At 50.1% G+C, this 13,208-nt stretch carries 12 protein-coding genes and 1 tRNA gene; 4 read left to right on the forward strand and 9 right to left on the reverse strand.

Features of this window, described 5'->3' with window-relative positions:
* Nucleotides 1-107: 107 nt before the first annotated feature.
* From ONV78_RS07055 to ONV78_RS07070, 4 genes are all read right to left on the reverse strand, one after another.
* A complete protein-coding gene (locus ONV78_RS07055; RefSeq protein ID WP_279502163.1) occupies nt 108-2,582 on the reverse strand; it encodes an EAL domain-containing protein in 2,475 nt (824 codons plus the stop codon).
* A 15-nt stretch (nt 2,583-2,597) separates the two neighbouring features.
* Nucleotides 2,598-3,734 (reverse strand): spermidine/putrescine ABC transporter substrate-binding protein, encoded by a 1,137-nt coding sequence (locus ONV78_RS07060; RefSeq protein ID WP_279502166.1) that lies wholly within the window; start codon nt 3,732-3,734, stop codon nt 2,598-2,600.
* A 425-nt stretch (nt 3,735-4,159) separates the two neighbouring features.
* Nucleotides 4,160-4,771 (reverse strand): DUF1439 domain-containing protein, encoded by a 612-nt coding sequence (locus ONV78_RS07065; protein WP_279502167.1) that lies wholly within the window; start codon nt 4,769-4,771, stop codon nt 4,160-4,162.
* 82 nt (nt 4,772-4,853) lie between these two features.
* Nucleotides 4,854-6,506: a diguanylate cyclase gene (locus ONV78_RS07070; protein WP_279502169.1), complete on the reverse strand. Its 1,653-nt coding sequence runs from the start codon at nt 6,504-6,506 to the stop codon at nt 4,854-4,856.
* A 126-nt stretch (nt 6,507-6,632) separates the two neighbouring features.
* Here ONV78_RS07070 and elbB point away from each other — a divergent pair, with 126 nt between their 5' ends.
* From elbB to ONV78_RS07090, 4 genes are all read left to right on the forward strand, one after another.
* A complete protein-coding gene (gene elbB / locus ONV78_RS07075) occupies nt 6,633-7,289 on the forward strand; it encodes an isoprenoid biosynthesis glyoxalase ElbB (protein WP_279502170.1) in 657 nt (218 codons plus the stop codon).
* 154 nt (nt 7,290-7,443) lie between these two features.
* Nucleotides 7,444-7,863, forward strand: coding sequence for a hypothetical protein (locus ONV78_RS07080; RefSeq protein ID WP_279502171.1), 420 nt, complete (start codon nt 7,444-7,446; stop codon nt 7,861-7,863).
* Between the two features lie 59 nt (nt 7,864-7,922).
* Nucleotides 7,923-8,378 (forward strand): hypothetical protein, encoded by a 456-nt coding sequence (locus ONV78_RS07085; protein ID WP_279502172.1) that lies wholly within the window; start codon nt 7,923-7,925, stop codon nt 8,376-8,378.
* Nucleotides 8,285-8,806 carry a hypothetical protein gene (locus tag ONV78_RS07090; protein WP_279502173.1) on the forward strand — a complete coding sequence of 174 codons (522 nt, stop codon included), beginning with the start codon at nt 8,285-8,287 and terminating at the stop codon, nt 8,804-8,806. The genes ONV78_RS07085 and ONV78_RS07090 overlap by 94 nt, the downstream gene beginning before the upstream one ends.
* Nucleotides 8,807-8,902: 96 nt before the next feature.
* Here the strand turns inward: ONV78_RS07090 and ONV78_RS07095 are convergent.
* The 5 genes from ONV78_RS07095 to pheS form a co-directional block, all read right to left on the reverse strand.
* Nucleotides 8,903-8,979 (reverse strand) — tRNA-Pro (locus ONV78_RS07095).
* Between the two features lie 103 nt (nt 8,980-9,082).
* Nucleotides 9,083-9,439, reverse strand: a complete 357-nt coding sequence (locus tag ONV78_RS07100; RefSeq protein ID WP_011398340.1) for a MerR family transcriptional regulator — start codon at nt 9,437-9,439, stop codon at nt 9,083-9,085.
* Nucleotides 9,420-9,722, reverse strand: coding sequence for an integration host factor subunit alpha (gene ihfA, locus ONV78_RS07105; RefSeq protein WP_011398341.1), 303 nt, complete (start codon nt 9,720-9,722; stop codon nt 9,420-9,422). The genes ONV78_RS07100 and ihfA overlap by 20 nt, the downstream gene beginning before the upstream one ends.
* Nucleotides 9,723-9,724: 2 nt before the next feature.
* Complete coding sequence (gene pheT, locus ONV78_RS07110) at nt 9,725-12,097, reverse strand: phenylalanine--tRNA ligase subunit beta (protein ID WP_279502180.1); 2,373 nt, start codon at nt 12,095-12,097, stop codon at nt 9,725-9,727.
* A 56-nt stretch (nt 12,098-12,153) separates the two neighbouring features.
* Complete coding sequence (gene pheS, locus ONV78_RS07115) at nt 12,154-13,149, reverse strand: phenylalanine--tRNA ligase subunit alpha (protein WP_216737060.1); 996 nt, start codon at nt 13,147-13,149, stop codon at nt 12,154-12,156.
* Nucleotides 13,150-13,208 lie beyond the last annotated feature (59 nt).

The following is a 13,208-nucleotide window of genomic DNA, read 5'->3' on the forward strand; positions in this document are numbered from 1 at the left end:
ATCTCAGTGAATCGGGCCCGATTTCAGGCCACAGCAAAGTGAACAGGCATTATAAACATGGCGACAGCGACTGCACACACCCTGAGGAAGGTTAGTCGGGGAAGAAACTAAACTCTTACACCGCCACGCTCGCCAGTAGGCAGGTCAAAAATTTTAATGCGGTAATCCACCCTCACATCATCAACAGGAACCGCCTCTGAAAGATAGTGCCCCTGCGCCTGATCAGCGCCGACGGTAAGCGCCTGTTCTACTTGCGCCCGACTCTCCACACCCTGCACCACCACCTTCAGCTCAAGACTACGCGCCAGATCGCAGATCGCCTTCAGGACAACCGGGCTTTCTTTATCCACATACAGTTCCTGCATGAAGTTTGGCGAGACTTTCAGCGTATCAATAGGCGCACGACGCAACGCCGACAAAGAGGAATCCCCAGAGCCAAAATCATCCAGCGCCACAGACACTCCGCGCTCACGCAATCGATTCAAGAGAATCAAGGCGTCCTTGTTTTCCGCTTTTAGCAAATCCTCGGTAATCTCCAGTTCAAGCGTCTCTCCTGGCAGACCGTAACGCTCCAGGCAATTACTGATTTCGCTAAGTACTTCGTTCATCCTTAAGTGATGCGGAGAGAGATTAAATGATACGGTCACGTCATTACCGACGCTTTGCTGCAGACTCTTTATTGCGCTGCAAACGGCCTCAAGTAACTGTTTGCCCAGCTCAATAAGATGACCGGACTCTTCCGCCACAGAAATAAACTGTTCAGGGAGCAATATACCCAGCCGCGGATGATTCCATCGAGCCATCGCCTCAAACTCCGTGGCGACGCCGGTCCTTAAATTAACGCGAGGCTGAAGGTGCACCGTAAATTCTTTTACGATCAGGCCATCCTGAATATCTCGCTCCAACTGCAACCGTTTCTCTGCAGAAGTGTTGAGGGCATGCGTAAAGAATCGGAAGCATGCCCCACCCGCTTGCTTGGCTTCGTACATGGCCAAGTCCGCACTTTTCAACAGCAGCTCTGGTGTCTGCCCGTCCACCGGATATAAGGCGATACCGATACTAACCGACATGGATACGCTGTGTTCATCCAAGGTAAACGGGTGATCGAATGCAGCAAGAATTCGGGAGGCGACCAATGAAACCTGATGCGCTTTACGGATATCTCTCAGCAGCACGGTGAACTCATCGCCGCCGGTACGCACCAACACTCTGTCCATATCGCCAAATTCCGTCATCACCTGTCGCGCCACTTCATCGGAAAGGCGCAGGCTGGCGCTGATTCGGTCAGCCACCTGTCGGAACAACTCATCGCCCACTTTGGAACCATAAGTTTCATTGACGCGCTTGAAGTGGTCGATATCGATAAACAGCACCGCCAACGCCTGATCCTGCCTGCGAGTGTAACTGACCGCTTTTTCCAAAATGCCGGAGAAGGCGGTGCGATTAGGTAAGCCCGTCAGCGGATCTAAATTCGACAGGCCCTTCACACGCTCAATTTGCCCGCGCTGGGTTGAGGCCATTTCCTCAAACTCCGCGCTGAGACGACTTAGCTCATCATTACCGTCGAACACCCAGGCGATTTCAGCGCCACTGCGAAAAGCCGCGATTTGACGCTGGAGGCGATTAATCGGCTCCAGCAGCAGTTTGTTTAGCTTCGAATAAATCAACAAAAACGCCACAATCACCACAATCACCACAAACCAGCCCAAGGCAATCAGGATTGGCGTCACCATCCGGTCCACCACTTCCTCGGTGACGATACCGGTAATAAAAAGCTGCTCATTAACACGATAGAAGCCTCCCAGGTAGTCCTGATCCCCCAGAGTAAATCCTCTCAATCGTCCTATGCCTGAGGTAATAATCTGCTTTACCAGAGGGCCCCATAGCTTCAGTTCCTTATCGTTAAGAAAGTAAGAGGCTCCCTGGGGATCGCTGACCACAACGTAGCCTTCAGGATTATTCAGCTTTTTGCGCAGCATCTGCATCACATCCTCGATCCGCATCACTACCAGAAGGTAGCCTTTGGTCAGATCCGTAGTGCCGAGATACTCCACCGCCTCGTTGCGATGATCTATTCGTTGCGCCTGCACATATTCGATGTACCCGCCCTCTTCCACGAAAAACAATTGCTCCGCGTAGCTTGGGCGCTGGGCCGCTACTCGCTCAATAAAATCGTGGTATTTAGGCGGAGCTTTGGGGTCTTCCGCATCCCTTGAGTCAATACTGCCATCCGGCAATAACAGGGCAATATCGACATATGAAGGAAAGGCTTTACGGTAGTCGGCGAACAACCCCAGCAATGCGGGCTGCATGACTTTGTAGCGCACCGTATCAGGGAGATTCAGGTAACGGCGAATAATGTCATTGGAGACGAACAACTCCAAATTAGCACGGGCGGAGCTAAAATCCTTGTTGAGTTCATCACGCCCACTGCGCAAAGAGAGATCAAGCTGATGCTCCAGTATACGCATGGTGTTCTCGCGAATATAAAGATACGAGAGACTGCCAAACATAAGCAGCGGCAATACGATGAAAGGCAGGACAAATAGAAAGATGCGCGCTCTTAACTGCAGTTTTAGCATGGCGGCGTATCCATTCTAGCGCTTAATTGAACGAAACATCTGGTTGCGCAACTTTAACACCTCCGGCGAAATGACTTTGTAAGTATCCGCCTTGTCCATCACGTTTTTAGGCGGGTAAATATCAGGATTTTCCAGATGCTCCTTTGACAACTTGGAGGCCGTCGCTTTATTCGCCGACGCATAGTGCAGAAACTCAGACAGCTTGGCGGCGTTTTCCGGGCGCAGTAAAAAGTCGATGAACTGATGCGCCTCCTCTTTATGCTGGCTTTTTTTGACAACGCCAATGTAGTCCACCCACAAATTAGTGCCCTCAGCCGGCGCCACGAACGCCACTCTTGGGTCCAATTCGTGCAGACCTACCGCATCTCCGTTGTACATCATGGCCATTACAATATGGCCTTTGATCAGTTCAGAGTTCTCATCAATAAGCGGATAGGCGTAACCCGCCACATAAGGCTTCTGCTGCTCCAGCAGCACGCCGGCCGCTTCAACCTGGGTCAGGTCCGTTGCATTCATGGAATATCCCAACGCCACCAACGCCATTCCAAATGCGTCGGCGGAATCGTCGATCACCATGATTTTTTGTCGCAGGCTATGATGGGGTTTAAAAAAGTCCCGCCAACTGGAGGGCGGCTGCGGAAGCTTGTCACTTCGGTAGGCGATGCCGATGGTTCCCCATAACAGGGGCACACCGTATCCCTCCACCTCTCCAAACTTTCTCATCCAATGCTCATCCACATTGGATAGATGGGGCAATAGCTCCGGCTGTAACGCATCAATCCATTCTGGAATCACATATTCCCGCATAGACGCGCCGGCGCTGATAATCAAATCAAGCCCAACGCCCTGGGTTTCCGCCAGCAACGCTTGCTTGCTTTCATCGGAGGAGTAATAAAGTTCCCGCACCTGAACCCCCGTTTCCTTTTGAAAGGCGTCCAGTAACTCAGGAGGCATGTAATTCGCCCAGTTATACAAAACCAGCTCGACACTATCCGCCCCCCTCACCGCGGGAGGATAGAGAAGGCTAACCCCCCATATGGTCAACCATAGAATCAGGCGATGCTCCATGTCGGCGGTGTCTATCAGTTGTCCGATATCCGTGTTTTGCACTACGCCGGGGATATGACGGTATTTGCCGGAAGCCCTGGCCACTCTCTTTGAGATTAGCAGAAGCCTCGGATATAGAAAGAAAAAAGCCGGGTGACTCTCATCACCCGGCTTCTTTAAAAGATTCTTCCATTAGGCCTTGAATTCAGCGACCCATTCGCCGTTAACGTCAGGCCAGCATTGAACCAGCAGCACTGTGTTGGCTGCTATGAACGCGTCCAGTGCGCCATAAGATGCAAAACGTCTAATCACAGCTGGTACCTATTTCATTAATACAACTTTACTTCTTTTGCCACCCGCTTAAAGAGCCCGGCATGGCTCGACTTCCTGACGACGATCAGCCAATCACCGACAAGTAAAGATGAAGTTTAGTCATATCTATAGGAATAAAAATCCGAGAATCTCCGTATCCTAAAGGGTATACAGGGATTCGCGGGTATTTGAGAAAGAGAGCCTGGCGACATCGCCCGCTATAAGCGGAACCTCACCATATCGTCTTCGACCGTAATTTCTCGCACAGCGCCAACAATTTTACTTGCAATACCAACGGGCTCTTTCAACTTATAGACAGGATAAGCCCCATAATATGCATTCAGCCAATCGCTAATACTGCTCCACAAAGGCTTGCGAACGCCCTCAGGCACGAAACGATTAATAAAGCGAGACTCGACATTCAGCACTTTAATGTTATCCAGATACAGAGCGCCTGAATCCGCATCCCATCGTACCGCCGCACTTCCAGTAATTCGGAGCGGCTCCTCAATACCAACGCTCAAAATTCGGGTGGACAACATCGGCTCAGCATCCAACATGACATATCCGCCTTTATCGCCCAACAACGCAATATTCAGTCGCTGCAAGTCCAGTTGCGCCTGAACGGACAGGCTTTGACGCATAAGATCAGGCAGGATGCCGCCCAGTCCACCCAAATCTTCCGGCGCACGGACCTGCACATTGATAATGCCTTGGATGGGGAGCTGCTTGTTAATACTGGCCTGAATTTCCGCCTCTCTTACCGTAAAAGAATCACAGCCGGATAAAACGAAGCTCAAAGCAGACGAAAGCAGTGCAGCAAAACGCATAAAAGTTCACCAAAATTTCGAGATAACGTTGGAAACGGAGTCAGGCACCCAATATAACGCCTAGGTGCGAGTGGACAAATGCTTAAGGATTGACTGAGTTGTAGGAGCCACTGCGCTTTAAATTGCGCAAATCCGCAGGATTAATCGCAGCGAATCGATTTCGTCCAGACTCCTTGGCTTTATATAAGGCTTCGTCCGCCAATCGAATCCACTCTTCTTTTGTCTCGTCTTCGCCAGGAGAACCTGCTGCGACGCCACAGCTTACGGACACATACTGGGCGACTTGCGAAAAATGGTGAGGGAGTTTCATTTCATAGACGCGTTTAACCAAGCGCTCAGCCACCTGCTCTCCAATATGCAGGTCAGCGCCTGGCAACACGATTAAAAACTCTTCTCCTCCATATCGGGCGACTAGATCAAGCCGCTTGTTAGCGCCTCGACGCAACGCCGAGGCGACCTCCTTGAGCACTTCATCGCCCATGTCATGACCATAGTGATCATTAAAGTCCTTAAAGTAGTCAACATCGCAGATAATAACTGCGATATCCGACTTTTGCTCCAAGGCCAGCTTCCAGCGCTCATCCAGATATCCAATGACCGCTCGACGGTTCGCCAGCCCCGTCAACTCATCACGAAAGGACATCTCGCGCAGCTTTTCGCTTTGCTCCTGCAGCTGGCATAACAACTGATAAAACGCCCTGCCAAGCTTACCTATTTCGTCTCTAGGCAGCTTGGGCAGATCCAGCTTTTCCAATTGCGGCTGACTTTGAACACGCCTGACATAGGCCTCCAGTCGCGCCAATGGGCGCAGCACCAGCATCAATACAAGGAAGGCGAAGATACCCAATACCGCCGTTAATAAATAGGAGGCGTAGCTCATCGCCCGGTCAAACGTCGCTGCGGTCAGATTAAAAAAATCACGGTCGGCGTTGATGCGCACCAAAATGCTAAGATCGCTCTCAATATCTGGAATCAGCGTGTAACCCTCCAACTTGGAGTTGCTGACTTCCCGGGTATAAATAGGTTCATCCACCGTCAATCTGTCGGCGATATCGCGCAAGTCATCATTGAGCTTGGGGTCATGCATCCAAAAGACCGCGAATGGAACCCCCACCAACTGCTGCAGATTCTGCAACAACCGCCCGCGCACCAAGCGGCCAAACAACAACACGCCATTCGCCGGTCCAGTCAGGTTGGAGCGAAACACTGGCCGCACACTGACAAACATCAGCCCTGATTCAGTCCCCATAATCCCGGAGTATCCCGAATACGGGTCCTTAAAGTCACCGAGCGCCACCCCCAGGATAAAACCAGGATCAGGCGGGCCATCCAAGGGCAACTCTTTCACATGTAGCGTCTCCCCGGTTTCCTGGTCCCACGTCTTTCCCCAAACCACCTCGCCATTGGGCTTATAAAGCATCATCGCGTCGATCTTGAGATTAACGAATGTAGCGTCGCCGAGATTGGACTCTATGTATTCAGGATAAGGTGATTCAACAAAGCGGTAGGTGTCGTCCCAGGCGGCCCAGTCCAAGGTATATTGATGCAGATTGGTTAATTCATGGAATAAAGCGCCGGTCACCCGATCTATGTCAAGACGGGCGCGCTGAGATTCCAAGTCCCTGGCCATTGGGGCAAAAAATACCTGCAACCCCGCCATAAAGATCATGATCAAAATCACGGCGAAGCAGACACAAATTGCTCCGAATTTGAACCAAAGCGATCTCAAATTCATGGCGGATTGTTCTGGTGAGTCTAAATTCACCATAGCATAGAAAATGCAAACCCGCCGGGCTAAAGTATGTCGGCATAAATAGTTAAGACTGATTAAAGCTGAGCTGAGAAAAAGGGAGGAGATACAATGGCTAATATTGCTGTGGTTTTGTCAGGCTGTGGGTACCTCGATGGCGCGGAAATTTACGAGTCCGTCATCACTCTTTTGGCGCTGGACAGCAACGACGCGAAATATCAGTGCTTCGCACCAGACATTAATCTGGTGCAAGTGGTGAATCACATCAGCGGAGAGCCTGTCCCTGAAGCGTCACGCAATGTATTACTGGAATCCGCCCGCCTGGCGCGCGGCGACATCAAAGAACTCTCGGAGCTAAATCCCGATGAGTTTGATGCACTGATCTTTCCTGGCGGATTCGGCGCCGCGAAAAACCTATCCACCTTCGCTGTCGATGGCGTCGACATGAAAATCCTCCCCCAAGTGGAGCGAGTCGCCAAAGCCTTCGCCGAAGCTGGCAAACCAGCCGGTTATGTCTGCATCGCACCAACCATGATTCCCCATATCTATGGAGCTGGCGTCAAATGCACCATTGGAGACAATAGAGACGTCGCTGGAGCCATTGAAAGTATGGGCGGGCAGCACGTGAACTGCGCTGTGGACGATGTAGTCGTGGATGAAGAACGTAAAGTCGTCTCCACGCCCGCCTATATGCTGGCTGGCCGGATTTCAGAAGCCGCCACAGGTATTGAAAAGCTTGTTCGACAGATTCTAACCTGGGCCGACTAATCCCCTGCTCTGCTCCCGCCGACTTCAAACCGGCGGGTTTCCCCCAACCTTAAATCTCCTGCTCGACTGTCTGCAAATTAGGATGATTATTCTAATTTTTGCTTCTAGTATTTGATTCAAATTTAGCCATATAACCCGATTTCAAGGCGCTAAAATGTCGGCAAAAAACTCAAAAAGCCAAATGGACCGGCTAACTACTTTAAGGGACCAGCTACAACGCCAACTGCAATCTGGCCTGAGTACGGTTGAGCAGGAAGGGAAAAAGGTTCTGAATCAACTGGGCGCAGATCTGGATAACGAAGATAAGAGTTTAAAGGCCGTCGTCGCCCGAATCAGAGCCAAAAACAACACCCTCAAAGACTTCGCCCGCAACATCGACGCAGCCACCTATGACGTGCGCGGCAGAATACGCTGGAACGCAAACATGATGTCCGCTTACGCCAAAATGCAGGCCGAGAAAGCGGTGGACAAAGAAGTCAAACCAAGACTCGAAACTTATAAGCACAACCTCGAAAGCAGAATCAAATATCTTCTGAACAAGGTCACCTTGTTCAAGGAAAAGATTTCACACTGAGTAAACCTCACTAGTTTAGAGCTAGAGTAGACTCAGCCCCTTCCCCAGGGGCTTTTTTTATGCCTTCAGATAGAATCACTTGTGACTGGTTCCTGACAAACATAATCCCAGAAAGGGATTATGCAAAGGCTACTGTTGATATGTACAACACGCGAATCAAACAATTGAGAGCATCCTTTGAGAACACTCTTATTGAGGAAGTATCAGTTAAAAACTTGAGTGACTTTTTGGAGACATTTTCCGCAAGATCTTCACTTCAAATCAGGCAAGTAGCCACTGATATATTCAAGGTTGCAATATCAAGAGGGCTTCGCCCTGTGGGCGACAACCCCGCTGAAGCAACATTAAAAAGAAAGTATAAAAAGACCCGTAAGCGCCTATCCCTAGAAGAATATAAACGCATTAGATTTCACGCTCCAGCATGGATGAAAAATGCGATGGACTTAGCTTTGCTGACCCTTCAGCGACGAGAAGATATATCAAAGATGAAATTCGAAGATATTACCTGTATGTAATCCAAGAGAAAACAAAAAAACACGACACGGGATATTTGAGAATAGAAATAGGAGAGCAACTTCAAGAGGTCCTAAAAAGATGCCGCACGGACATCCCCAGCCCCTTCATAATAAACAGGAGGCCGCAAAGAAAATTCAAACGGATAAAGTCCAAACACTGGACCCAAGTGCTACCCGATATGATCTCAAGAGAGTTCAAGTCAATCAGGGATTCTCAAGTTGGACTGTACGAAAATTATCAAGAAGGAGAGAAGCCAACCTTTCATGAGATACGCGCATTGGGTGAAAAATTGTACAAAGACCAAGGAAAAGACCCCAAGCAACTGGGCGGATGGGCTTCAGAAAAGATGGTGAAGAACTACGATTCCGGACACAGCGAAATTAGGTGGATAAATGCCGTCGCGGACCTAAAAATAGCTGAAATTTAACGGGAGGTTTTGCAAAACATTTGCAAATCTTTTGCAAGACTAAAATTTAACCGCAAGAAAATAGTGGTGTAACTTATTGATACTAGAAAGGAAAATTGGTCGGGACGGAGTGATTTGAACACTCGACCCCTTGCACCCCATGCAAGTGCGCTACCAGGCTGCGCTACGCCCCGACTCGAAGAGGTGCGTATGATAGATAAAAACACCTCGCCCTTCAACCCCTAAAAACCCAAATAATTCAGTTTTTTACTTTGGGGTGACGGTCCTTGAAACCTGTTAGGCTTCAAGGACCAACAATACTTCTTCTAACTCAATAATCATCTGACGTATGAGTTGCTTGGCCTGTGTAGCGTCTTCCTTGGTTTCGGAGCCCGCCAATTTCTGCTTGGCGCCGCCGATGGTGTAACCCTGGTTATATAGAAGGTCTCGGATCTGACGAATCATCAACACGTCTTGGCGTTGATAATAGCGGCGATTTCCGCGCCGCTTTACGGGAGCGAGTTGAGGAAACTCTTGCTCCCAATATCGCAACACGTGAGCCTTAACACTACATAGATCGCTAACTTCACCGATGGTGAAGTAGCGTTTTCCTGGAATGGGTGGGAGCTCGTCGTTATGACTGGGTTCCAGCATAAGCTTCTACTTTAGCCTTTAATTTTTGACCTGGTCTGAAAGTAACAACCCGCCTGGCGGTGATAGGAATCTCCTCACCAGTCTTAGGGTTACGGCCAGGACGCTGTTTTTTGTCCCTCAGGTCAAAATTGCCGAATCCTGACAGCTTTACTTGCTCGTTGTGGCTTAATGCATCCCTGACCTCGTCAAAGAAGGCCTCGACCATTTCCTTAGCTTCACGCTTATTGAGACCCACTTCCTGATAAAGCCGCTCAGCCATATCTGCTTTCGTTAAAGCTCCCATGACTAACTCCTCAAAGACGCACCGAAACGATTACCAAGTTCTTTCACCACGTTGTCAAATGCCTCCGTGATTTCTTCGTCGCGTAATGTTCTTTCAGGATGGCGCCACACGATACTGATGGCCAGGCTCTTCTTGTCCGCACCGACCGAATCCCCATGATATACATCGAACAGTTCGTGGTGAACACGCCACTCCCCTGCGCTCTGAGCAATCGCCAGGGCGACATCCGCGTAAGGTGTTTGTTCATCTATTACAATAGCAAGGTCTCTTCGGATCTCCGGGAAGCGGGAAACTCCTTTAAAAGAAGGCACTTGCCCGTCTGCTATTGAATTTAAGCATAGCTCAAATAAATAAAGTGGGCCATTTAAATTCAAAGTTTTAGCAATTCTGGGATGCAGTGCGCCTAACACACCAATAGGTTGCCCATCTTTTAGTACTTCAGCCGTCTGTCCAGGATGCAATGCAGGATGCTGAGCGCTCCGGAAACTCAAGTTACAGCCAGGAATTTCCAAAAGCGACTCCAGATCTCCCTTCACATCATAGAAGTCTACCGTGCGCTTTTTGCTTTCCCAGCCTTCCGGCATACTGGCGCCCATAATTAACCCCGCCAACATCGGGTCCTGTTGAATTTGGCCGCCCTTCTTAAGGAAGCGTAGACCAGATTCAAAAAGGCGAATGCGATTTTGTTGGCGATTTTGGTTATATAGCGCAGTTTGCAATAGGCCTGCCCAGAGGGTCGTACGCATCGCAGCCATATCGCTGGCGATAGGATTCGCCAAATTAATGGTATCTTCCTCAGGAGTCAGCAGACTCAACACTTTCTGATCTACGAAAGAGTATGTAATCGCTTCCTGATAGCCTCTCGACACCAAGTGTAGTTTCAAGCGACGCAGAGATACCTTACTCTCCGGCAACGGCTTAATTCCCAACGGAGCCATCGGCTCGGTAACGGGCAGCTTGTTGTAGCCATACAATCTTGCCACTTCTTCGATCAGATCCACTTCAATACTGATATCAAAGCGATGGGTCGGGGCGCTGAAAGTCCAGCCGTCTTTAGCCACCTTGTGTACGCTAAGACCCAACCTTGCAAGCATTTCCTCTACCCTGGTGCGATCAAGGTGAACGCCAAGCAGCTCATCAACACGTGCATGACGCAGGTTTACTAATGCTTTGGCAGGCAAGTGCTCTTTGCTACAGACTTCAGTAACCGGACCAGGTTGACCGCCCACGATCTCAAGCAACAACTCGGTGGCCCGCTCTATGGCGCGCGCCTGATGAGCGTAGTCGACACCACGCTCAAAGCGATGAGATGAGTCCGTATGCAAACCATATGAACGCGCTTTCCCAGCCAGATGCAAAGGAGCGAAGAATGCGCTTTCGAGGAATATGTCCTGGGTTTTTTCAGAAACGCCGCTATGCTCGCCCCCCATAATGCCAGCCAGGGCTAGAGGCTTTTCTTTGTCAGCAATGACTAACGTATCAGGGTTAATAGTTATTTCCTGACCGTCCAGCAGAACTAACTTTTCGCCCGGCGCAGGCATCCGAACAACGATACCGCCCGCAAGCTCCTTGAGGTCAAACGCGTGCATGGGTTGACCTAGCTCGATCATGACAAAGTTAGTGACGTCCACCACTGCGTCAATACTGCGAATTCCGCTACGGCGCAGTTTCTCGACCATCCACTGAGGTGTAGGCGCAGACAAATCCACCCCTTTAATAACGCGCCCCACATATCGCGGGCAGGCCTCTGGAGCGTCGATACGAACAGGGAATACGTCTTCAGTGACTGCCGCCGTTTTCTTCACTTCAGGCGCATCAAAAGGAATCTTATTGAGAGCAGCCACTTCCCGCGCCATGCCCAGAATACTGAGGCAATCGCTACGGTTGGGGGTCAAATCGACATCAATAATATTGTCATCCAGCTTCAAATAGCTGCGAACGTCAGCGCCAACAGGCGCATCCGCGGCCAACGGCATTAAGCCATCGGACTTCTCCGCCAGCGTCAGCTCCTCTTCTGAGCACAACATGCCCTGAGACTCTACGCCTCGCAGCTTAGCTTTTTTAATTTTGAAGTCGCCAGACAACACAGCGCCAATTTTAGCGAACGGAACTTTCATTCCCTCTACGACATTGGGAGCGCCACATACAACCTGGAACTGCTCCTGACCATCCGAAACCTTACAAACGCGAAGCTTATCTGCATCGGGGTGGGGCTCGACTGACAGCACCTCACCCACCACGATTCCACTAAAAGGCTTGGCTACGCGCTCGGCAGCGTCCACTTCCAGGCCCGCCATAGTGATTTGCTGAACCAACGCCTCAGAGCTCAGCTGCGGATCGACCCACTCTCGTAACCAATATTCACTGAATTTCATATCACAAAGCCTATTATTAATCCTTACCGTGTTTTAAGGGGTAATCACGTCCGAGGTTAGAACTGGTCAAGAAAACGCATGTCGTTTTCGAAAAACATCCGCAGATCGTTCACGCCGTACCGGAGCATCGCCAATCGCTCAACGCCCATACCAAAGGCAAACCCTGAGTAGGTTTCAGAGTCCACGCCCGCTGCTTCAAACACTTTAGGATGAACCATGCCGCAGCCCATCACTTCCAACCACTTGATTGAACCGTCTTCGTTTCTTCCCCACTCAATGTCCACTTCAGCGGAAGGCTCTGTGAACGGGAAGTAAGACGGACGGAAACGCACTTCAAGGTCTTTCTCAAAGAACTCGCGCAGAAACTCAACGATTGTACTTTTCAAGTCAGCAAAGCTGACATGCTTATCCACCATCAAACCTTCTACCTGGTGGAACATGGGCGTATGAGTCATATCCGAGTCACAACGATAAACTCTTCCGGGGCAAATCATGCGGAATGGAGGCTTGCTTGATTCCATTACCCGAATCTGCACTGGGGATGTATGCGTGCGCAGTAATGTCGTCGGATCAAAGTAAAAGGTATCGTGCATGGCGCGCGCGGGATGATGAGAGGGGATATTAAGGGCCTCGAAGTTATGATAGTCATCTTCGATTTCAGGTCCCTCTTCCACTGTGTATCCAGATCGCGCGAAGAAGTCTTCAATACGTAACATCGTCCGGGTGACAGGATGAAGAGTTCCCAATGACTCTTTACGCCCGGGCAAGGTTACGTCGATTGATTCCGCAGCCAGTTTGACTGCTTCGTTTTTGCTGGAGAGCTCGCTTTTGGCTTCGTTGATAAGGTCTTGCACCAACAGCTTGGCTTCATTGATCTTTGCTCCCGCCGCAGGTCTCTCCGCAGCGTCAAGACGTCCCAGTTCTTTCAGAAGTTGGGTGATTTGCCCTTTCTTGCCAAGGTAGTCAACTCTTAGTTGTTCAAGGCTCTGCTCGCTCTCCGCCTTGGCGACGGCGTCTTTGGCGCGATCAACAATGCCTTCAAGATTCTCCATTTTTCCGCTCCGAGAAACAAAAATAGGGGAAGAGCAGCCCCTTCCCCTATCAAATATTA

This window comes from Hahella sp. CR1 (assembly GCF_029813005.1).
Classification (GTDB): domain Bacteria; phylum Pseudomonadota; class Gammaproteobacteria; order Pseudomonadales; family Oleiphilaceae; genus Hahella.